At 39.1% G+C, this 20,565-nt stretch carries 14 protein-coding genes, 20 tRNA genes, 2 rRNA genes and 1 pseudogene; 31 read left to right on the forward strand and 6 right to left on the reverse strand.

Going from position 1 to position 20,565, the window contains the following annotated elements:
- Positions 1-13 precede the first annotated feature (13 nt).
- The 22 genes from LG377_RS04570 to LG377_RS04675 all read left to right on the forward strand — a co-directional run bounded on the left by LG377_RS04570 (position 14) and on the right by LG377_RS04675 (position 5,090).
- Positions 14-2,929: ribosomal RNA gene (locus tag LG377_RS04570) — 23S ribosomal RNA — on the forward strand.
- 108 nt (positions 2,930-3,037) lie between these two features.
- Positions 3,038-3,153, forward strand: a 5S ribosomal RNA gene (gene rrf / locus LG377_RS04575).
- Positions 3,154-3,175: 22 nt separating this feature from the next.
- Positions 3,176-3,248, forward strand: a tRNA-Val gene (locus tag LG377_RS04580).
- A 7-nt stretch (positions 3,249-3,255) separates the two neighbouring features.
- Positions 3,256-3,328: transfer RNA gene (locus LG377_RS04585), tRNA-Lys, on the forward strand.
- Between the two features lie 35 nt (positions 3,329-3,363).
- Positions 3,364-3,445 (forward strand) — tRNA-Leu (locus LG377_RS04590).
- Positions 3,446-3,466: 21 nt separating this feature from the next.
- A tRNA-Thr gene (locus LG377_RS04595) sits at positions 3,467-3,539 on the forward strand.
- A 5-nt stretch (positions 3,540-3,544) separates the two neighbouring features.
- Positions 3,545-3,616: transfer RNA gene (locus tag LG377_RS04600), tRNA-Gly, on the forward strand.
- A gap of 77 nt (positions 3,617-3,693) precedes the next feature.
- Positions 3,694-3,779, forward strand: a tRNA-Leu gene (locus LG377_RS04605).
- A gap of 12 nt (positions 3,780-3,791) precedes the next feature.
- Positions 3,792-3,865 (forward strand) — tRNA-Arg (locus LG377_RS04610).
- Between the two features lie 13 nt (positions 3,866-3,878).
- Positions 3,879-3,952 (forward strand) — tRNA-Pro (locus LG377_RS04615).
- 45 nt (positions 3,953-3,997) lie between these two features.
- Positions 3,998-4,071 (forward strand) — tRNA-Met (locus LG377_RS04620).
- A gap of 18 nt (positions 4,072-4,089) precedes the next feature.
- A tRNA-Ile gene (locus LG377_RS04625) sits at positions 4,090-4,163 on the forward strand.
- 19 nt (positions 4,164-4,182) lie between these two features.
- Positions 4,183-4,255, forward strand: a tRNA-Met gene (locus tag LG377_RS04630).
- Positions 4,256-4,271: 16 nt separating this feature from the next.
- Positions 4,272-4,344: transfer RNA gene (locus LG377_RS04635), tRNA-Asp, on the forward strand.
- Between the two features lie 11 nt (positions 4,345-4,355).
- Positions 4,356-4,426: transfer RNA gene (locus tag LG377_RS04640), tRNA-Gly, on the forward strand.
- Positions 4,427-4,435: 9 nt separating this feature from the next.
- Positions 4,436-4,509 (forward strand) — tRNA-Ile (locus tag LG377_RS04645).
- A 20-nt stretch (positions 4,510-4,529) separates the two neighbouring features.
- Positions 4,530-4,617, forward strand: a tRNA-Ser gene (locus LG377_RS04650).
- Positions 4,618-4,637: 20 nt separating this feature from the next.
- Positions 4,638-4,709, forward strand: a tRNA-Glu gene (locus tag LG377_RS04655).
- Positions 4,710-4,739: 30 nt separating this feature from the next.
- Positions 4,740-4,829 (forward strand) — tRNA-Ser (locus LG377_RS04660).
- 20 nt (positions 4,830-4,849) lie between these two features.
- A tRNA-Asp gene (locus tag LG377_RS04665) sits at positions 4,850-4,922 on the forward strand.
- An 11-nt stretch (positions 4,923-4,933) separates the two neighbouring features.
- A tRNA-Phe gene (locus tag LG377_RS04670) sits at positions 4,934-5,006 on the forward strand.
- A 13-nt stretch (positions 5,007-5,019) separates the two neighbouring features.
- Positions 5,020-5,090: transfer RNA gene (locus LG377_RS04675), tRNA-Gly, on the forward strand.
- Positions 5,091-5,260: 170 nt separating this feature from the next.
- On the opposite strand, the pseudogene LG377_RS04680 reads toward LG377_RS04675, so the two are convergent.
- Together LG377_RS04680 and LG377_RS12515 are read right to left on the reverse strand one after the other, a co-directional pair.
- Positions 5,261-6,574, reverse strand: a pseudogene (locus LG377_RS04680) (ISL3 family transposase).
- 287 nt (positions 6,575-6,861) lie between these two features.
- Entirely contained in the window at positions 6,862-6,981 is a 120-nt protein-coding gene (locus tag LG377_RS12515) for a GNAT family N-acetyltransferase (protein ID WP_225743526.1), read from the reverse strand.
- A 136-nt stretch (positions 6,982-7,117) separates the two neighbouring features.
- Between LG377_RS12515 and LG377_RS04690 the strand changes: the two genes are divergently transcribed.
- The 3 genes from LG377_RS04690 (at position 7,118) to LG377_RS04700 (ending at position 12,147) form a co-directional block, all read left to right on the forward strand.
- Positions 7,118-8,301 (forward strand): IS3 family transposase gene (locus tag LG377_RS04690; RefSeq protein ID WP_225743066.1). Its coding sequence is split into 2 segments (ribosomal slippage): positions 7,118-7,403 and positions 7,403-8,301, totalling 1,185 coding nucleotides; the frame shifts between segments, so codons are not numbered across the junction.
- A 422-nt stretch (positions 8,302-8,723) separates the two neighbouring features.
- Positions 8,724-10,499, forward strand: a complete 1,776-nt coding sequence (locus LG377_RS04695; protein WP_225743527.1) for an OmpA family protein — start codon at positions 8,724-8,726, stop codon at positions 10,497-10,499.
- Between the two features lie 205 nt (positions 10,500-10,704).
- Complete coding sequence (locus LG377_RS04700; protein WP_225743528.1) at positions 10,705-12,147, forward strand: sodium/glutamate symporter; 1,443 nt, start codon at positions 10,705-10,707, stop codon at positions 12,145-12,147.
- Between the two features lie 50 nt (positions 12,148-12,197).
- Here LG377_RS04700 and LG377_RS04705 read toward each other — a convergent pair whose 3' ends face one another.
- Positions 12,198-13,226, reverse strand: a complete 1,029-nt coding sequence (locus LG377_RS04705) for a YdcF family protein (protein WP_225743529.1) — start codon at positions 13,224-13,226, stop codon at positions 12,198-12,200.
- 131 nt (positions 13,227-13,357) lie between these two features.
- Between LG377_RS04705 and pgeF the strand changes: the two genes are divergently transcribed.
- The 3 genes from pgeF (at position 13,358) to LG377_RS04720 (ending at position 16,070) form a co-directional block, all read left to right on the forward strand.
- Positions 13,358-14,086: a peptidoglycan editing factor PgeF gene (gene pgeF / locus LG377_RS04710; protein WP_225743530.1), complete on the forward strand. Its 729-nt coding sequence runs from the start codon at positions 13,358-13,360 to the stop codon at positions 14,084-14,086.
- A 256-nt stretch (positions 14,087-14,342) separates the two neighbouring features.
- Positions 14,343-15,497: a VanZ family protein gene (locus LG377_RS04715; protein ID WP_225743531.1), complete on the forward strand. Its 1,155-nt coding sequence runs from the start codon at positions 14,343-14,345 to the stop codon at positions 15,495-15,497.
- 186 nt (positions 15,498-15,683) lie between these two features.
- The gene (locus LG377_RS04720; RefSeq protein ID WP_225743532.1) at positions 15,684-16,070 is read left to right on the forward strand and encodes a hypothetical protein; all 387 of its coding nucleotides are present in this window, start codon (positions 15,684-15,686) and stop codon (positions 16,068-16,070) included.
- An 81-nt stretch (positions 16,071-16,151) separates the two neighbouring features.
- Here the strand turns inward: LG377_RS04720 and LG377_RS04725 are convergent, their stop codons facing one another.
- From LG377_RS04725 to LG377_RS04735, 3 genes are read right to left on the reverse strand one after another with little or no spacing between them, the layout of a single operon-like run.
- A complete protein-coding gene (locus tag LG377_RS04725; RefSeq protein WP_225743533.1) occupies positions 16,152-16,625 on the reverse strand; it encodes a PH domain-containing protein in 474 nt (157 codons plus the stop codon).
- Positions 16,615-18,126, reverse strand: coding sequence for a PH domain-containing protein (locus LG377_RS04730; RefSeq protein WP_225743534.1), 1,512 nt, complete (start codon positions 18,124-18,126; stop codon positions 16,615-16,617). The genes LG377_RS04725 and LG377_RS04730 overlap by 11 nt, the downstream gene beginning before the upstream one ends.
- Positions 18,119-18,604 (reverse strand): PH domain-containing protein, encoded by a 486-nt coding sequence (locus LG377_RS04735; RefSeq protein ID WP_225743535.1) that lies wholly within the window; start codon positions 18,602-18,604, stop codon positions 18,119-18,121. The genes LG377_RS04730 and LG377_RS04735 overlap by 8 nt, the downstream gene beginning before the upstream one ends.
- Positions 18,605-18,769: 165 nt before the next feature.
- Between LG377_RS04735 and LG377_RS04740 the strand changes: the two genes are divergently transcribed.
- Genes LG377_RS04740 through LG377_RS04750 form a run of 3 tightly spaced genes read left to right on the forward strand, consistent with a single transcriptional unit; the run spans position 18,770 to position 20,386 of the window.
- Entirely contained in the window at positions 18,770-19,108 is a 339-nt protein-coding gene (locus LG377_RS04740) for a PadR family transcriptional regulator (protein WP_225743536.1), read from the forward strand.
- A 2-nt stretch (positions 19,109-19,110) separates the two neighbouring features.
- Positions 19,111-19,785 carry a permease prefix domain 1-containing protein gene (locus LG377_RS04745; RefSeq protein WP_225743537.1) on the forward strand — a complete coding sequence of 225 codons (675 nt, stop codon included), beginning with the start codon at positions 19,111-19,113 and terminating at the stop codon, positions 19,783-19,785.
- Positions 19,778-20,386, forward strand: a complete 609-nt coding sequence (locus LG377_RS04750) for a DUF4825 domain-containing protein (RefSeq protein ID WP_225743538.1) — start codon at positions 19,778-19,780, stop codon at positions 20,384-20,386. The genes LG377_RS04745 and LG377_RS04750 overlap by 8 nt, the downstream gene beginning before the upstream one ends.
- The last annotated feature ends 179 nt before the right edge of the window (positions 20,387-20,565 follow it).

Genomic DNA, 20,565 nt, shown 5'->3' on the forward strand with positions numbered 1-20,565 from the left:
CTCTTAACCGCAAGGTTAAGTGAACAAGGGCGCACGGTGGATGCCTTGGCACTAGGAGCCGACGAAGGACGGGACGAACACCGATATGCTTTGGGGAGCTGTAAGTGAGCTTTGATCCAAAGATTTCCGAATGGGGGAACCCATCACCAGTCATAGGGTGATATCTTTTCAGTGAATACATAGCTGAGAAGAAGGTAGACGTGGGGAACTGAAACATCTAAGTACCTGCAGGAAGAGAAAGCAAATGCGATTCCCTGAGTAGCGGCGAGCGAAACGGGAAGAGGCCAAACCAAAGAGCTTGCTCTTTGGGGTTGTAGGACCGGCGATATGGACGAGTAAAGATAGTAGAAGAACCTGGAATGGTTCGCGAGACAGGGTGAAAGCCCCGTATACGACATCTGATCTTACCTAGCTGGTATCCTGAGTACGGCGGAACACGAGAAATTCCGTCGGAATCCGGGAGGACCATCTCCCAAGCCTAAATACTTCCTAGTGACCGATAGTGAACCAGTACCGTGAGGGAAAGGTGAAAAGAACCCCGGAAGGGGAGTGAAACAGCACCTGAAACCGTGTGCTTACAAGTAGTCAAAGCCCTTTTACGGGTGATGGCGTACCTTTTGTAGAATGGACCGGCGAGTGACGATGTCATGCAAGGTTAAGCCGAAGAGGTGGAGCCGCAGCGAAAGCGAGTCTGAATAGGGCGTTTAGTATGCCGTCGTCGACCCGAAACCAAGTGACCTACCCATGTCCAGGGTGAAGGTGCAGTGAAATGCACTGGAGGCCCGAACCCACGTACGTTGAAAAGTGCGGGGATGAGGTGTGGGTAGCGGAGAAATTCCAATCGAACTTGGAGATAGCTGGTTCTCTCCGAAATAGCTTTAGGGCTAGCCTCGGATAGTGCATCGTGGAGGTAGAGCGACTGTTTGGACTAGGGGCCCTTATCGGGTTACCGAATCCTGATAAACTCCGAATGCCACTGTATGTAGATCCGGGAGTCACACTGCGAGTGATAAGATCCGTAGTGGAAAGGGAAACAGCCCAGACCGTCGGTTAAGGTCCCAAAATTCTTGTTAAGTGGAAAAGGATGTGGGACTGCTCAGACAACTAGGATGTTGGCTTAGAAGCAGCCATCATTTAAAGAGTGCGTAATAGCTCACTAGTCGAGTGGTCCTGCGCCGAAAATTTACCGGGGCTAAACAAGATACCGAAACCACGGATAGAACCTTATGGTTCTATGGTAGGAGAGCGTTCTAAGGGCATTGAAGCAAGATCGTGAGGACTTGTGGAGCGCTTAGAAGTGAGAATGCCGGTATGAGTAGCGAAACACGGGTGAGAATCCCGTGCACCGAATGACTAAGGTTTCCTGGGGAAGGCTCGTCCTCCCAGGGTTAGTCGGGACCTAAGCCGAGGCCGATAGGCGTAGGCGATGGACAACAGGTAGAGATTCCTGTACCAGTCTGCTTTGTTTGAACAATGGAGGGACGCAGAAGGCTAAGATAAGCGCGCTGTTGGATATGCGCGCCCAAGCAATAAGTCTTGATATGAGTCAAATGCTTATATCTATACGGACAAGTTGTGATGGGGAGGGAAATTATAGTACCGAAGTATCTGATGTCACACTGTCAAGAAAAGCTTCTAGTTAGAAGTAGGCTGCCCGTACCGCAAACCGACACAGGTAGTCGAGGAGAGAATCCTAAGGTGATCGAGAGAACTCTCGTTAAGGAACTCGGCAAAATGACCCCGTAACTTCGGGAGAAGGGGTGCTGACCATCTGGTCAGCCGCAGTGAATAGGCCCAAGCGACTGTTTACCAAAAACACAGGTCTCTGCTAATTCGAAAGAAGATGTATAGGGGCTGACACCTGCCCGGTGCTGGAAGGTTAAGAGGAAAGGTTAGCTTCGGCGAAGCTTTGAATTGAAGCCCCAGTAAACGGCGGCCGTAACTATAACGGTCCTAAGGTAGCGAAATTCCTTGTCGGGTAAGTTCCGACCCGCACGAAAGGTGTAACGATTTGGGCACTGTCTCAACGAGAGACTCGGTGAAATTATAGTACCTGTGAAGATGCAGGTTACCCGCGACAGGACGGAAAGACCCCATGGAGCTTTACTGTAGTTTGATATTGAGTGTCTGTACAGCTTGTACAGGATAGGTAGGAGCCAATGAAGCCAGAACGCCAGTTTTGGTGGAGGCAATGGTGGGATACTACCCTCGCTGTATGGCCACTCTAACCCGCAACCGTAATCCGGTTGGGAGACAGTGTCAGATGGGCAGTTTGACTGGGGCGGTCGCCTCCTAAAGAGTAACGGAGGCGCCCAAAGGTTCCCTCAGAATGGTTGGAAATCATTCGCAGAGTGTAAAGGCAAAAGGGAGCTTGACTGCGAGACCTACAAGTCGAGCAGGGACGAAAGTCGGGCTTAGTGATCCGGTGGTTCCGTATGGAAGGGCCATCGCTCAACGGATAAAAGCTACCCTGGGGATAACAGGCTTATCTCCCCCAAGAGTTCACATCGACGGGGAGGTTTGGCACCTCGATGTCGGCTCGTCGCATCCTGGGGCTGTAGTCGGTCCCAAGGGTTGGGCTGTTCGCCCATTAAAGCGGCACGCGAGCTGGGTTCAGAACGTCGTGAGACAGTTCGGTCCCTATCCGTCGCGGGCGTTGGAAATTTGAGAAGAGCTATCCTTAGTACGAGAGGACCGGGATGGACACACCGCTGGTGTACCAGTTGTCTTGCCAAAGGCATCGCTGGGTAGCTATGTGTGGACGGGATAAACGCTGAAAGCATCTAAGCGTGAAGCCCCCTTCAAGATGAGATTTCCCATTCCTTTAAGGAAGTAAGATCCCTGAAAGATGATCAGGTAGATAGGCTGGAAGTGGAAGTACAGTGATGTATGGAGCGGACCAGTACTAATCGATCGAGGACTTAACCACAAAACGGGGTTAAGAGTATGAGGGTGTTGCGTCAAAACATGTTTGCAAGAATTCAACTATCTAGTTTTCAGAGAACAACGTTCTCTTATAAAAAGAAAAGAGTCATTGTGCGGTAATGATGGCGGGAAGGATCCACCTGTTCCCATTCCGAACACAGCCGTTAAGCTTCCCAGCGCCGAGGATAGTGAGGGGTTTCCCCTTGTGAAAGCAGGACGTTGCCGTGCAAGCTCTTGATTTTTTATTTTTGGAGGTTTAGCTCAGTTGGGAGAGCATCTGCCTTACAAGCAGAGGGTCAGCGGTTCGAGCCCGTTAACCTCCATTTTTTTGAGCCGTTAGCTCAGTCGGTAGAGCATCTGACTTTTAATCAGAGGGTCGCAGGTTCGAACCCTGCACGGCTCATTACACAGTAATGTGTAATGATAAATATCTTAAACGCGGATGTGGCGGAATTGGCAGACGCACTAGATTTAGGATCTAGCGCTTCACGGCGTGGGGGTTCAAGTCCCTCCATCCGCATGTTTATATTTATATTATTGTGCCGGCTTAGCTCAGTTGGTAGAGCAACTGATTTGTAATCAGTAGGTCGAGGGTTCAAATCCTTTAGCCGGCATTTCAGCGAAAGTAGTTCAGTGGTAGAACATCACCTTGCCAAGGTGGGGGTCGCGGGTTCGAATCCCGTCTTTCGCTTGATCGACTTTCAATCAGAAGTTGATAATTTAATAGACAAATTTGTCTTCTACAAAGCTTATTATGCCCTATCATTAGCCGGGGTGGCGGAATTGGTAGACGCACAGGACTTAAAATCCTGCGGTGAGTATTCACCGTGCCGGTTCGACTCCGGCCCTCGGCACTTAACTTAATAGCACCCTTAGCTCAATTGGATAGAGTACCTGACTACGAATCAGGCGGTTAGAGGTTCGACTCCTCTAGGGTGCATTTTTAAAGCATACGGGAAGTAGCTCAGCTTGGTAGAGCACTTGGTTTGGGACCAAGGGGTCGCAGGTTCGAATCCTGTCTTCCCGATTTCTTATGAAGAAAACGCCGTATTGCTTTCTTACATAGGACGATGGCGGTGTAGCTCAGCTGGCTAGAGCGTACGGTTCATACCCGTGAGGTCGTGGGTTCGACTCCCTCCGCCGCTATATCTAATTATAGTAAGCGGACCTTTAGCTCAGTTGGTTAGAGCAGACGGCTCATAACCGTCCGGTCGCAGGTTCGAGTCCTGCAAGGTCCATTAATACATTTTTTATTATCGCGGGGTAGAGCAGTTGGCAGCTCGTCGGGCTCATAACCCGGAGGTCACAGGTTCGAGTCCTGTCCCCGCAATTGAAACAAAGAGCATGGTCCCGTAGTGTAGCGGTTATCACGCCTGCCTGTCACGCAGGAGATCGCGGGTTCGAATCCCGTCGGGACCGTTCAACATTATGCGGGTGTAGTTTAGTGGTAAAACCACAGCCTTCCAAGCTGTCGTCGCGAGTTCGATTCTCGTCACCCGCTTTTTGTTTGGGGCCTATAGCTCAGCTGGTTAGAGCGCACGCCTGATAAGCGTGAGGTCGGTGGTTCGAGTCCACTTAGGCCCATTCGTATCATTTATTGATATGGGGAAGTACTCAAGTGGCTGAAGAGGCGCCCCTGCTAAGGGTGTAGGTCGTTTACGCGGCGCGAGGGTTCAAATCCCTCCTTCTCCGTTTTTATTTTTTTATTGCAAGGCCCCTTGGTCAAGCGGTTAAGACACCGCCCTTTCACGGCGGTAACACGGGTTCGAATCCCGTAGGGGTCATTAGCAGGAAACTGCTACTATAGATTTACTGGAGGATTACCCAAGTCCGGCTTAAGGGAACGGTCTTGAAAACCGTCAGGTGTGTAAAAACGCGCGTGGGTTCGAATCCCACATCCTCCTTACCAAATTAAGAACGATCTGGTCCCGTAGTGTAGCGGTTATCACGCCTGCCTGTCACGCAGGAGATCGCGGGTTCGAATCCCGTCGGGACCGTTTGTTGTTTTGGCGCAGTAGCTCAGTTGGTAGAGCAACGGATTGAAGCTCCGTGTGTCGGCAGTTCGACTCTGTCCTGCGCCATTTTTTTTGCGTTGCGGGTGTAGTTTAGTGGTAAAACCACAGCCTTCCAAGCTGTCGTCGCGAGTTCGATTCTCGTCACCCGCTTCATATAAAAAGCGATTCATCTTAAATGATGAATCGCTTTTTTTGTACTCAATGATTTACTACTCGAATGATATATTCTAGTGGAAGCTATTAAAGGTTCTACGTCAAATGACGTTGGTGAAGAATTTAGATAATCAAGAATGATCTCAGGAAGAGATTGCACGGCTAGCTTACGCTACTGTGCAGTCTCTTCCTTTTTCTATTATTCGATGTTTAAATCTAATTGGTTTTAAATTGAAATGTAGGATAATACGATTTTTATAGTGAATAAAGTTCTTGTAGCCATAGGCTACCCGGTTTAATACTTTGATCTTGTTATTGATTCCCTCTATCTTTCCGTTGTTATAAGGGTAAATAAAGGTGTTTTGGATATGAGTGAAATGAGTTCTTAGCGTCTTTAAACTAGTTTTCATGTATCCAGATAGTTCAGGAGAAGCAGGTTGATCTAAAATAGCTCTTAACTGCTTTGAGTCATTCTCTTCAACGGACTTGAGAACAGCTTGGTAGACCCTATACGTTTCTTTCAGTTCTGGATCATAAGCCAACATCTCTGAAACAATTGCGGCTTCCAAACGTTGCCCAAACAGCGGAAACTATTGATAAACGGTATAAGATAATTCAGACTCTTTCTTCAGAAGTTTTTTCCAGAATCGTTTTAATCGTCTGTATTTCTTTTGATCTTCTCCATTAGAGGTTCGAAGTCGATTCATGACTTTTACGCGTGTCTTGTTCATGGATCGATTCACGAGCTGAACGATATGAAATCGATCGATAATGATATCAGCGTTCGGAAACAGTTCAGGTAAGAAGCTGACGTAACTGGCATTCATATCTGTCGTAATAGTTTTAACCTGATTTCTTTGCTTTTGACTATATCGAGAATAGAAGTGATCTTTGTTTGTTCGTGTATCTCTACTTGGTAGAATATCTAATATCGTACCTGTCACAACATCGATATACTCAAAAGCCATTTGGCCTTCACCATACTTGAATTCATCCACTGACAAGTTCTCAGGCAATGAATGATAGTAAGGTCGATAATACTTCACTTGTTCATTGATGATTCTTTGAATGGTTGTGGCAGAGACAGTCGTCTCTTCAGACAAGCTCTTGATTGAACGTGCGTCAGCTGACTTCGTCAGTATTTCTGCTTTGATGAAGTTAGAAATAAAGCACTGCTCTTTTACAATGGGTGTTTCGGCAGTAAACGTTGATCCACAAGATTTACATTTGAACCGCTGCTTTTTCACTCTGAGATAGGTCGGATAAATACCAGACATCGGAAAAGTGATTCTAGAGGTCTGAGTCCCATTTTTATAGATAGAGAAGTTTTTGTTTGGCACCTGACATTTTTTACATTCCGTAGGAGTATAAGTCAGTGTACAGTCTATAAATTTGCATTTCTTTTGTTTATGTAGGCCATAAGAAACGCAGTTATTTTTAAAGACTATATTTTTGTCTTGAATATCTAGTACTTTTTGCATATCATTTGAAGTAGGCAAGTGAGTTCCCCCTATAGATGTTTGGTTTTAGGCGACTATCATTCTACAGGAGAACTCACTTGTTTTCTATTTTTTTAGAAAAAAATGACGCTAGTGATTTCTCACCAACGTCATATATTATAGAACCCTATTAAACTACTTTGTTAAAGGCTTTACGTAACAGATAATTCTAGCGGATTCTTTGAATCCTGAATTCGTGTGAAAAAAATGCTCTCAGTGTTCTTGAAGGAACAATCACTTGCAAATTCAGTGCATCCTTGTTGAAAGGCTCACTGTTCACAGTGTTCTAGTAATACTTGAGCTATCTTATGTCTTCTGTAATACGGTTCTACATAAATACCTTCTAAATATCCTACTGGAGATGTGTTTGTGCCTTCCACGTAAGTCATGTCTTAAAGAAGTCTGCGCATAACCGATAGCTTTATCATCCATATAGTAAAGGTAAGCAGTGGATAGGTTACACTCAGTTGGACAGAAAAGATAAGGTGTGTATACTAAACACAACATACACAGGAGGAATCTATCATGTCTACTCGTCGTCCACGTCGAACTTATACAGAAGAATTTAAGAAACAAATTGTTGATTTACACAAAGCAGGAAAATCAAGAAAAGAAATCATAGAAGAATATGATCTTACAGGATCGGCTTTTGACAAATGGGTACGTCAACATAGTCAAACCGGTTCATTCAAAGAAAGAGATAACTTAACACCTGAACAGAAAGAATTGAAAGAATTAAGGAAAGCAAATACCCAGCTTAAGATGGAAAATGATATTTTAAAGCAAGCGGCGCTGATATTCGGGCGAAAGTCGAAGTAATCAAACGCAACAAACATAACTATTCTATATCAGCGATGTGCCGTGCCCTTAAGATCAGTAGAGGATCTTATTATTACGAAGTAATAAAGAAAGAAAGTGACGCAGAACTCGAACAAGCGATTATTGAAGAGTTTGCCAAAAGCAAAAACAATTATGGCACGCGTAAACTGAAGAAAAGATTGAAGAAGCGTGCGTTTATCGTATCTCGTCGGAGAATTGGACACATTATGAAAAAGTTTCATCTGGTGTCCAAGTATGATAGACCATCATACAAACCACAAAAGAGTGGAGTCAATCAAGCGAAGATTGAAAACGCATTGAACCGTGAGTTCAATCCGAAAGAGCCGATGAAAGCTATCGTCACGGACTTGACCTATGTCAAAGTTGCCAATAAGTGGTTCTATGTTTGTTTTATTTTAGACTTGTTTAACCGCGAGATCATCGGGTATTCTGCTGGTCCCAATAAGACAGCTGACTTAGTCCTGCAGGCTCTCGCTACAGTTAAGGGTGATTTACATACGGTCAACGTGTTCCATACTGACCGGGGAAAAGAATTCGACAACCATACTATTGATGAGTTACTGGATACCTTTGATATTGTGCGCTCGTTAAGTAGAAAAGGGAATCCTTACGACAATGCCGTAGCGGAGTCCACGTATAAATCATTTAAGTTTGAATTTGTCTACGACAACACATTCCATACACTCTATGAACTGCAGGTCCAACTTATGGACTACGTCCATTGGTGGAATCATTTTCGCCCACATGGATCATTGGACTACGAATCTCCTATCGATTATCGAAAAGATTGGGAACAGGAACAGTCTGAAATGGAAGTCTGCAAATCCGTTGTTCCCCAGCTGGTCGAAACTAGCCTCTCATTCAGTTAGAGAGGCAGAAGGAAAGTGAACTCAATCATCATTTACACCTTATAATTTTTGTTCAAAAAAGTGTTGACATACCACTTCTTCGATGTCCTTATGTGTGTCGTCATACATCTTTTGAGAGTTAATAATTTTTTTATATCTGAAATTAGCATAGATCACCTCTTAAATAGAATTAAATCCTTTATAAAGTAAAATATTATCAGAATAGGTAAACGTTTGCAAAACGTTTAAAGTTTTACCAATGAGTTATTTGACTAGATAACCTGTAATTAAAGATTTAAAAATAAAGCTGAAATTAGAATAATTTTCCCAAAAGAACGATTGACTATTAATGTAAATTTTTAGGTAAAATAGTTAAGAATTTTTAATTCTATGCTACTATAATAGGGAAGAACAATGAATATGATTATAGGAGACCACATAAAATGAAAAAGTATATCTTTAGTTTATTTAGTATCCTTTTGTTAGTAGGGTGTAGCCAAGAACCGGAGCTGGCAGAATCAATAGAAGGTGAGAAAATACCACAAGAAGAGAGCTCGGAAGAAACAACTGAAATGGACGAAAAGCAGACTAGTGAAAGTGAAAAGGCTACAATTACAAATCCGGTAATGATTGAGAGATCTATATGGGATTTCAACGAAGATCAAGAATATACGTTAAAAATGGAAGTTGGTCCTATTATCCGCGAAGAGGGTTATGGCATATTACCAGTTACTGTGGATGGAGAAGGAGATGTAACCTCTACTTTTAAGCGGTTATTTGATATTGGTGTATTCACAGGCGAAGGAATAAGCTCAGAGCAAGGCTATGATATCAGACTCGTTGACTCAAAAAACATGAAAGTGTCTCATCCAGCAGTTTTGATGGAAGAAGGGTATACTACCAAAGCAGTTCAGACCTTTTTAGAAAACGGAACTGGGAAAGACAATTCAACATTTGGTGCAGATCAAGACCCAGTGACATATTATGTTGCTTTCGACGCGCCAGAGGTTGATCAAGTTCAGGTATTGTTCAAAAATGCTGGATTGGTTGAAGACGTACCGGTTGTAGACAGAGATGACTCTGGAATGGCATTTTTTGATGATGAAGAGGAAGCCTTGCCAGACAATGTTGTGCCTTCGGTGGATAATATTCTTAAGCGAGAACTTTTAACTGATCAATACGAAGGATTGGACGGAAACTACGAGTCCCTTCAAAAACGAGTAGAACCGATTGAAAGTTACAAGGAGAACTTAGAAACATCGCTCAGTAGAATAGACGAGGTTGAGTTTTCAACGGTAAATTTATCTAGTGATGTGTTATTTGATTTTGATTCGTCTGACTTGTCTGATACAGCGGATGACGAGCTACAAGCTGCTATTATAGAGTTAACGGGAATCGATGGTGGTAAATTGGAAATCATCGGACATACAGACAAAGAAAATACCGAGGAATATAATCAGTCGTTATCTGAGGAACGTGCAGAATCCGTTCGGAATCGACTAGCTGATTTAACAGACTTATCTCAATTTAATGAAGTAACGACTGAGGGAAGATCCTTCAATGAACCGATTGCTGATAATGAAAGCGAAGAAGGTAGAGCTCAAAATCGTAGGGTAGCTCTACAGTTTACTCCTCCAAAAGAAAAAGTAGTCGTTGAATCAACAGAAGAAACTATACCTGAACCGGAAGGACCGGTTAGTAAATTTCCAGAATTTGTTGAAACAAAATTCGGAAACATTGAAATTGAATCTCTTAAACAAGTCGATGGCATGCTAGTAGGACAGTTCAAAGTGTTCAAGTCTGAAGATACAGGTTTGAAATATGATGCATTAACGCATTCTCCTGGAGTGGGCGCTAGAGGTTGGAGTGTAAATAAGTCCATTGGCTATAACCAGTTCAGTGCTTATGCACCGACACTTGTCAGTAATGGACAGAGGTTTTATCCCTTAGACTATTATTTAACACCTTTAACTGGTAAATATATTGATCGAAAAGTTGAAGATACACAAGAAGACTTAAAATTTATTGTTCCACTAGCAGAAAGAAGTATGCCACAAGGAACTTCGACAAATGGTGCTTATTTTTATGCGACAGTTGTTTGGCCATCAGTAACAGATAATGAAGTGACAATCGATCTCGCAGACACAGGTGTTTATCGGACATCGACAGAACAAACAGCACCATGGAGAATCACGAATGTTCCAATTGAAAAAGATTGACTGATCAATAAATCAGAGTCACTGGGTAATTTCTTATAAGAAGTTATGTAGTGACTCTGATTTATTTTATTTTGTATTCTATTAGCTATACTTTATATTAGAAAAAGAGCAAGCGTCATCATATTTTGAGTGATTGCTTGATTGGCTTTAAGGCGGTATACTAGTGGGATAGCCTAAAAATCGGCTTAGAAAAAGGAGAAGGTTTATGACACCGAATATGATCGGATTTAGTTTTGTAATGATTGGGATTTTCCTGATACTAGGAAAATATGTTAGAAATCATGTAAATTGGTTACGTAATTTATTTTTACCAAGTTCAATTATTGCAGGATTTTTAGCACTATTATTAGGACCTGACGCTTTAGGAAGAGTGACTTCTATGTTTTTAGATGAAGGAAACTTTTTCTATACTGGGTTGGTTCCGGAATTTATTCTTGAGGTTTGGAGACCACTTCCAGGTATGTTTATCAATATTGTGTTTGCGGCATTATTCTTAGGTAAAACCGTACCAAGCGTTAAGAAGATTTGGAAAACAGCTGGGCCTCAAATCGTCATGGGGCAGGCTGTTTCTTGGGGACAGTATGTTGTTGGGTTACTACTAACGATATTCGTTCTGACACCATTTTTTGGAATGAGCCCGTTAGCTGGGGCACTAATCGAAATTAGTTTCGTTGGTGGACATGGTACAGCTGCTGGTCTAGCAGATACCTTTGCGACTCTTGGATTTGCGGAAGGTGCAGACTTAGCACTTGGACTTGCAACGATCGGTATATTGGTCGGTGTGCTAGTTGGAATTATTTTGATCAATATCGCTTATAGAAAAGGGATGGCGAAATATGTAGGCGGAGAAACTGATTTCACAGATGAAGAGCGTGAACAGCTTGGTGAATCTTACGGATATGATATGGAACCTACTGTTAAAGAAGCGAAGGCCATTGAACCTTTAGCCTTTCACTTTTCACTGATAGCCGTTGCGATCGCTTTTGGGTATCTTTTACAACAAGGATTGATTCTACTAGAAGCCTATACTTGGGGTGCTTGGACAGATGTTTATCTGTTTCCTTATATGCCATTATTCCCATTAGCTATGATTGGTGGTATGATGATTCAATTATTTTTCGATAAAATGAACATTCATATGTATATTGACCAGAACTTGATTAGCAAGATTTCTGGATTTGCACTAGATATCTTATTGGTATCTGCATTAGCAACCTTGTCTCTAGATGTTATTGGAGACAATATCATTCCATTCTTATTGATTTCAATTGTAGCGATTGTCTGGAACGTCTTTGCTTTCCTTTATTTAGGACCGAAAATGATACCAGATAACTGGTTTGAAAGAGGTCTTGGGGACTTTGGTCAGGCTACAGGAATGACCGCAACAGGTTTACTTTTAATGAAAGTGGCAGATCCTAAGCATCAAACGCCAGCGCTTGAAGGATTTGGCTATAAACAAATCTTATTCGAACCCTTTGTAGGTGGTGGGTTAGTAACAGCAGCATCACTGCCCTTTATCTATCAGTTCGGACCAGTTGTTTTCTTGATTATTTCAATCATTGTTACCGCAGCGTTTTTGATATTTGGTTTGGTTTACTTTGGACCGAAAAAGAATAATGAAAAACAAAAATCAAAAAAGTTTAAATAATAAGTAAACAAAAAACACGACGGACTGAACGAGTCTGTCGTGTTTTTCGTTTAATTGAAATAAAGGTAGAAAGCCGTTAAAATAATATTTAAGACGAAGCCAATAGATAAAACAATCAGATGATAGTTACGGTAAAGATTCATATAGGCAATAAATTCTCTAATAAATGCATTGGGAATATAATAAAAGGCCGTCCGTGCACCTATGCCGTCAGCATCTATATGGGCTCTTTTAGCATAAATACCGGCTCTCAGTAAGTGATAATTATTGGTCACGAATACAGCTTTTTTGTCAGAAGAAGCGGCCATTTTTTCGGCAGAAAATTTCATATTTTCATAAGTGTTTTTAGACTGATTTTCCACTATAATCTGTTCTTCTTCAAGTCCAAGTGTTTTCGCAAATTCTGCCATTGCTTCGGCTTCAGGTAAAAGCTCATCTTCACCTTGTCCACCTGAGAAAATCACATACGCTTTTTTATTGTTTTTCTCTAATTGCACTTTGTAAAAACTGAGGCCTTTCTTGATCCTGCTTTGTAGTAGAGGAGGTACTTTATAACCATCAATCAAGCCGCCACCTAAGATAATGATATAATCTTTATCGAGTTTAGGGTAGTAAATTTGGTAAAGAAGCGAAGAGACTCCAAACATGACCAAAAAGAAACTTAGATAGGCTACACAGAAACCTGCAAAAGAAAATAAGAAGTCTAGTTGAGTAGGAATATACTGATCTAGTTTTAAAATTCTAGCGATGTTCAAAAAGAGTATGCCGATACCAATGGCGAGTAATAGAGAATTTTTTAATCGAATGCCTTCCTTTTGATAGATTTTTACCGTATTGAAAAAAGAAAAAATAATCAGACCAAACCCTCCGAAGGCTAATAGAATAATAATTAAACCGAATAAAAACACGAAAATATAGGTGATAAACGTTCCGGGATTTTGAACTGTTTCATAAGCGAGGGATCCCATGACACTAATTATAGCGAGTGTCAGGAAAAATCCATTTAAAACTTTTCGGCGATCTTGTATATATGCTATGATAAAAAGTGCTATAAAAAATACTGTAATTAGATGAACCATAGAGCCTCCTTTAAATAGTGTGTAATGAGCGTAACTTTTGGTTTCTCATGCACCCATCATATAATATTTAGTGCATTATACCTACAAAACAATAAACGAGTTATCAAGTAAAAAGAAGGGAAGTGAATCGATTGAAATCTAAACGGTTAGAAGAAAATGGATTGATCAATAGGGTTGCAGGTAGCGACTACAATTTTAGATACCAGAAAGCGGGAAATCGAGTTGTGGAAGATCTAGAAAAGGTTCTTAGAGAATTAGCGATTGAACCTAAAGAAATATACTCCGGTCAACAAACGCATAGTGCACATATTGAATATGTAGACGGTATGAACGGAGAGGCTTTTGTATTTGGGAAAACCTTTAAAGATACAGATGGATTGATTACAGATCAAACAGATGTGGCCTTATTCATAAAATTCGCTGATTGTACACCAGTCGTTCTATTTGATCCAGTCAAGAAAGTTCAAGCAAGTGTTCACTCTGGATGGAGAGGCACAACAAAAAAGATTTCACTAAAGGCAATCGAACGAATGGTGGAACAGTTTGGATGCGATAAAGAAGATATTTTAGCCTATGTAGGACCTTCTATAGATCTTGCAAATTATGAAGTAGGGCCAGAGGTTTACGAAGCGTTTAAGGAATTTAAAACCCGAGACGATTTCTTTGAACCTAGGGGAGAGAAATACTTGATGAGCATGCTAGATGCCAATTTGTCTATTTTACTAAAAGCAGGACTTAAGGCAGAGAATATTGAAATAGAACGAGCTTCTACTTATACAGATAATCGGCTTCATTCAGCTAGAAAAGAAGGTCCAGACTACCAACTTAATGGGATAGTGACTATGATACCATCAAAATAGAGAATACTCGAATGCCTAAAATTTTTAGGGGTTCGAGTTTTTTATATTAATTTAAGTAAAGCGTTTTTTTAATGAGCTTAAAGCACTAGTAACAGTAGGAAATGGATTAAGCTAATACTTTTCTTTGTTTCCATTTTTGGAGTACTCTAATGGCGAAGTAGATATTAAAAACTATTAAGATAAGACATTTTTACCAGTATAAAAAATTGAAGATAGTTAAGCTATATCCAAGTCTTTTAACTGAAGGAGTTCTAATATGGATATCTATATTATGCCTATACGAACAGCAGTGATTTTTTTCTTTCTGTTAAGTTTTTTTCTCCTTATTCCATGGCTAATTTATAGTTATAGAAAATATGGTTATTTAAGTATTTGGGCGTCTATGGTAGCGTATTCTTTCATTTTTTATATGCTAACGGCTTTATTTTTAGTACTATTGCCTCTTCCAGCTACTCGAGATATTCGTTCTTTACAATCTCCCGATACGAAGCATTATTCTCTTATTCCATTTCAGTTCATTTGGGACATAGTACATAGTAGTGCGGTAATTACCCAACTGTCTACTTATATAGAATTATTCAAGCAAAGTGCATTTTTACAAGCTTTTTTTAATCTCCTTTTATTACTTCCATTTGGTGTTTATCTAAGATATTTTTTCCAGTCTGAAAAATACTGGAAAAAAGTTTTCGGTTTAGGATTTTTAGTATCTTTATTCTTTGAAGTAACCCAACTAACAGGGATTTATGGCCTTTATAATGCTCCTTATCGTATCTTCGATATAGATGATCTTTTTCTAAACAGCACGGGCGCCTTGTTAGGGTTTTTCATAGCTCCTGTCATTCTTTCTCTTTTTCCTTCTAGAAAAACCATTCAAGAGAAAAGTTTACAGGTTAAAAAAAGATCTTATATCTATCCGCTTCAAGAGCTATTGGCTGTGGTTGTAGATTATCTAATCATTAAAATGAGTTGGAATTTAACAGGAGGATTCTTTACATCAAATACGTTTATAGAGTTTCTTTATACGATGGTTGGTTTTATGATTTTCTTCTTCGTAATACCAATCATTTGGAATGGGAAAACCATTGGAACGAGTATTCTACGTTTTAAATTAACAAGTATAAATGGAGGAGTGCCGGATTGGAGGTCTTTATTGAAAAGAACTTTTTCGATAGGTTTGCCTTCAGTATTAACGTCTGTTGTAAGAGTAATCTCGAAAGTTGAATTGGATATAAGTTCTCCATTTTATATTTATCAAGTATGGTTTGATGTAGTAGCGATTATAGTATACTTTATATTATGGAGCGTCCTGTTTATTCATATACTGTTCACTTTAATTCAAAAAGGGAAACATCCATTTTACTTTGACCGTGTAGCCAGTTTAATAGCGAAAAGGGATTCTGCCGCTACTTAAATAGTAGTAGAATCCTTTTTATTTAGAATAATATGCATAATTTCGTAGTTCGTCTGTAAATATGATCAATATTTAACAAAAAGGTTAAATGTTGATTATTTTTTGGTATATACCTTTACTAAAGTACAAGAACATTGTATTCTTTTAGCGCAATAAGTTGATATAGCAAGTAGGAAGTGCATAGAGATGAACTTGGACTTCACCGATAAAGAGTCTCAGAGTATAGAATATATTGTGAATTGCTTAACAATATCTAAAGAAGAATATTTTATGAATCTTCACTATAAAAATAAAGTCACTAAAGAATCTTTAAAAGATCAAAAAAATTTTAGATTATTTATTGAAGATTATCATCATATGCTAGAAAACCTGTACGAATATAATTTCATATTAAAAGATATGATTGAACACAACAATGATACCAAAGTTATTGATGCCATTCTTTATTTTCTAGATACGACAATAAAAGATCCTTTGGTACTTGCTCAAATATATAATATCTACAAAAAGCAGAATAAAGCAGGGTCTTCTTCGTATAAAAAACCAACAGAGTTATCTGATTTACCTAAATAAACTTAGTAACTGGTAAGTGCAATAAAAGAAACGTATTCGACTTTTGCGAACCATTACCGCTAAAGGTCGAATACGTTTCTTTTACGTTAAACTCATTTGGATTCTTTCTTGAATCTTACTTTGGATTTCAAGAGCTTCTTCACGTTTCAACTCGGGCAGATAATTCGTTTGAGAAGATGTGGTGACGCGTAATTCCACAATATCGAACGCCTTCGCAATAGGACCGATATCTAATTCTATATTTTGAATACGCATCAAAGGGATGGTGATTTGTTCTCTTATCCATATTCCTTTGAAAATAACGAGTTGATTTTCAATAATATCATAACGCCAATACTTGGCCTTAAAAGGTGGTCGGATTCCTATAAAAATTATCCATTGTACTACAAACAAAAAAATAATCAGTCGAAGAACCCACTCTGGTACGATAAAAAAGTCAAAAAATTGATTCAGTAAAACTATGCTGATAATGATCACTAAAAATATCATACAATGAATCAAAGCTTTTAATCTCCAGTAGCGTACCACATCATAATGCGTCCTGTTAGTACTCATTATGTTCACCTCTTTTTGGTCTAAACCAGTTAAATAGTTCAAATGCGTCTGTTTCTTCAATGAATTTCAACTCAATATCTTGAGATAATTGACCTTGGGCAAAAAAGAAAGCCACTCTAGCAAGGTTAGCTTTTTTCAAAAATGGATTTTGTTTAACCTTCAGATTCAAAATTCTATCTCTTAATATATAAGTCTTTTTCACCGAAAATCGCTTGGCGACTTGCAAGGTAATCTCATCCTCTGAAAGCTTATACCCATTTAATTGTTGCGAGCGATAACCAAATAATAGGTTCAGTAAAATAAAGATTAAACCAATCACCCATGCGTAAGACCAAAACAGCATAGAAATAGCTACTGCTGCAATGATCCAAAACAATAGTCTGAATTGTATAAAACGTCGAATGGAGCGTTTGGGTGTAATCAAGTCAGCAGATTCAAAACGATATTCCGGAAAACAAGCGTTCATCAAAGGAGTTAATTGATTTGTTTTAACGAGTGGCAATAGAACCACTTTTCCATCTTCTGCCTCCTCGTTTTTATCGTCATTCTCATCCTCATTTTCATCAGTAGCAATAGACAAGGTAAAAGCGGTATATCCAAACCTACTCATCAGCACATTCTGCTTTTCTTCAATGCTCTGCACATTCTCAAGTACAACAGTCTGACTATTGGTCTCCAACAATCCCCGTGTGATTTTCAAGTGTTTATCAGTCAGGAAAACACTGAACTGATAGTGTTTGAAAATCATAAAAATCGTTCCAATTGAGTAAATGGCTACAATCAAACCTAAAATGGCCAAGGTTAAAAGTGAAATAGAAGTGTTCAGTAATTGACTTGATTGTTCAAAGACATAGTCGATCAAAAAATTAGACACAAACTTACTCGCAAAAAGGAATAGGATAAAACTACGAATCACAGAAATATTCAGGATCGTTAATTTAACAATATCGATAATAGATAGTTGATACAGTAAGATTCCTTCGTCTTTTTTATTGGATAAGTTAACTTGTGGCATTGACTCTTCTGTCATCAATTTATCATCGGTCATGACTTCAATAGATACATTCAACTGATACAATTGACTCGTGATTACGTTTAGCTGATCCATTGAGATGGCATCTAGCAAAATATTCTTACCAGGAGTCTGAATGGTAACTTTAGTGATTTTTAAAATTCGATGTGCCAAGCTTTCAGAAGTATCAATGCTTTGGATTCGACTGATTTGTATATCTTTTTCTTTTTTGATCATTAATCCAGTTTTAAGTATAAAACGGTTGTTTTCAATGTAGTAAGAAGTCCGTAAGTATTTGATTAGGTCAATGGTGGTGCCAAACAATAATACAATACATAAAATGCCAAGCATAATCAAAAGCGCCTCGGTAAATTCTCCATTAGAAAGACTAACAAAGGAATAAATGAGTAACGGTGGCACTAAAGCGGTCAGTCTTTTAAAAGATTTAGTAAACAAAGTTCCCTTATGTAGTCGTTGTTTATTATACATCTGACTGGACCTCCTTAATGAGATCCATGATACGAACTTTTAAGGCTTGAGCATCTTCTTCAAGTAGAAGTGGGACTCGATGACTCGTTCCAGCAGTTTGAATTTCGACAATTTGTACTTGGTATCTTCTAGATAGAGGGCCATCTTCTATAGAGACCTGCTGAACTCTCTCTATAGGGATGATTTCTCTTGTTCTGAAAAAGACGCCTTTCAAAATTTCTAAATAGGTAGGGTGAACTTCATAGCGAATCGATTTGTATCTTAAGTAAGGTAAAATAAAATAATCCATGCAAAAACTTACGATCGTTACTATAACGGATAGGATAGCGAATATAAAAGGCCAATCAAACCAGTTGATGAGCCAAACAAGTCCAACACAACCCAATATGTAGAAAATACCGATGACCAGACTATGAGTCTTATCATACCGGATGACAGTTGCATCTAACTGATTTGAAGGTGCTTGTTCTTCGATCAAATATAACCATTCCTTTCATTAAGTTCTATAACTCAATCATTATAACAGTCTAAAAAGATAAATCCATAGATAAAAATAGAGTTTCAAAACGAATAGTACAATGCACAAATAAGTACTATGCGTGGAATAGTAATTGTGTTATACTTTTTTTGAGGAGTGTATAGCATGAGTGAATCCATTAACAAAGATTACATAAGAGGTCATATCGATACCATTATTTTAAGGATTTTGATCGATCAAGATAACTACGGATACGAAATTATTAAAGCGATCAAAATTTTGAGTAGCGGTCAGTATGAACTAAAAGAACCTTCTTTATATACAAGTTTAAAGCGACTAGAAAAAGGTGCCTATATTGAATCTTACTGGGGAGATGAGACGCAAGGTGGTCGTAGGAAATACTATAGAGTGACAGATAGCGGGAAGAAGCATTACGAAAAAGCAATAAAAGAATGGAAAATAGCCAGGACGTTAATTGATCAATTAGTCGAGGGGGCATCATAGACATGAATACTATTGAAGAACATATTGAACTGCTTTTTAAACCATATAAGAAAAACAAACTGATGCGAGAATTAAAAGAAGAAGTTTATTCCAATTTACTGGCTCGAAAAGAAGATTTACTGCTGGAAGGATATAGCGAAGAAGCAGCCGTTAGAAATACGATAGCTCATATAGATTCTGTAGATCATCTTATAGAAGAAAATAAGAAAGTCGACTGGAATTCATTTTTAGCCAACCTTCTTCAATCGATGACTTTGTACAGTGTGATTATCTGGATCTTGACACTACCGTTATCTTTGTTTCCAGATCATTTATTATTAAATTACCTTTTTATGATGCTTTCTTTTATTTCAGGTATCATCTATATCGTTTATTTGAGAAAAGCAAAAAACGGGGATGGTAAAATCAAGTTTATGAACATCAAAAGAACGGAAAAACTCAAAATAATTACTTGGCAACTTTGGTTTGGCTTTATAGTCATCAGCTTACTGAGTGTAACAGGTATTTATTTTGCAAGTCATCTGTGGTTTTCTAGACCAATTTCAATAAGCGGCCCTTATCAGTTTGGTGAAGTTGCACTGAGATATTTGACGCCGTTTTCCACAGTAATTATTCCATTGACTATTCATAAAGCCGCGAATCTGATAGCAGAAAGTGAGGTAGAGGTGATTGAATAAAGGTAAAAATATTTGGATCATGGTACTACTTTTTATTGGAGTCGTTGGATTTCTTTGGATTCAACTAGTGGTTCTTCCAAGTAAAAAACAAGTAGAAGAGCGTTATGCTCATGAGCAGATGAATCCATTGACCCAAGACTTTAATTATATTGCAGAGTATGAAAGCGAATATCTTGGGGACAATTCAAATACAGTCAATTTATTTAGAAGTTTACCCATGTCTCAAGATGAAATGACTTTTCAGCTTTTTCCAGAGGAATTAGTGGTTGAAGTTCATTATCCAAGTTCGCTAAGTGAATCTGTTCATTCAACCATGACTACTGATAAAGATAATGAATACGGTCAAAAAGAAGACCTTATAGCGCATAGAACACTTCTGTATAATGCCACTGCAGGATTTGCTTTAATCAAGAATATAGATCAGCTGACTTTTGAATTTCAGGACAGTACTTTCGACTTTAAAAGAAGTGATTTTAAATCTATGTACTCAAACCTAGACCAGTTGCTCGACGAAGATACGTGGATTCAAGAAGTTCAACAACCATTGCAAAATGATCAATACGTAGAGAAAACGTTCAAAGGATTAGCTATTGTTCATTAATTCAGCAAGCAGTACATCAAGTTCGTTGATTGTACTGCTTGTTTTTATTTACTTGAAAATGATGTTGTTGAATCGCTGCTAAAATAAGCTAAAAGAAGATAGTTTGTGAAAAAATATCCTAACGGAAATAACATACGATTATTTTTACTTACTTTTCGTACGTTTAAAGCTCCGAAACC

Origin of the sequence: Marinilactibacillus sp. Marseille-P9653, assembly GCF_916618885.1 — a bacterium.
GTDB lineage: Bacteria > Bacillota > Bacilli > Lactobacillales > Carnobacteriaceae_A > Marinilactibacillus.

Coding starts and splice junctions, on each gene's coding strand:
- LG377_RS12515 (WP_225743526.1), bottom strand. CDS start 6,981: ATGACTTACGTGGAAGGCACAAACACATCTCCAGTAGGATATTTAGAA.
- LG377_RS04695 (WP_225743527.1), top strand. CDS start 8,724: ATGAAAAAGTATATCTTTAGTTTATTTAGTATCCTTTTGTTAGTAGGG.
- LG377_RS04700 (WP_225743528.1), top strand. CDS start 10,705: ATGACACCGAATATGATCGGATTTAGTTTTGTAATGATTGGGATTTTC.
- LG377_RS04705 (WP_225743529.1), bottom strand. CDS start 13,226: ATGGTTCATCTAATTACAGTATTTTTTATAGCACTTTTTATCATAGCA.
- LG377_RS04715 (WP_225743531.1), top strand. CDS start 14,343: ATGGATATCTATATTATGCCTATACGAACAGCAGTGATTTTTTTCTTT.
- LG377_RS04720 (WP_225743532.1), top strand. CDS start 15,684: ATGAACTTGGACTTCACCGATAAAGAGTCTCAGAGTATAGAATATATT.
- LG377_RS04725 (WP_225743533.1), bottom strand. CDS start 16,625: ATGAGTACTAACAGGACGCATTATGATGTGGTACGCTACTGGAGATTA.
- LG377_RS04730 (WP_225743534.1), bottom strand. CDS start 18,126: ATGTATAATAAACAACGACTACATAAGGGAACTTTGTTTACTAAATCT.
- LG377_RS04740 (WP_225743536.1), top strand. CDS start 18,770: ATGAGTGAATCCATTAACAAAGATTACATAAGAGGTCATATCGATACC.
- LG377_RS04745 (WP_225743537.1), top strand. CDS start 19,111: ATGAATACTATTGAAGAACATATTGAACTGCTTTTTAAACCATATAAG.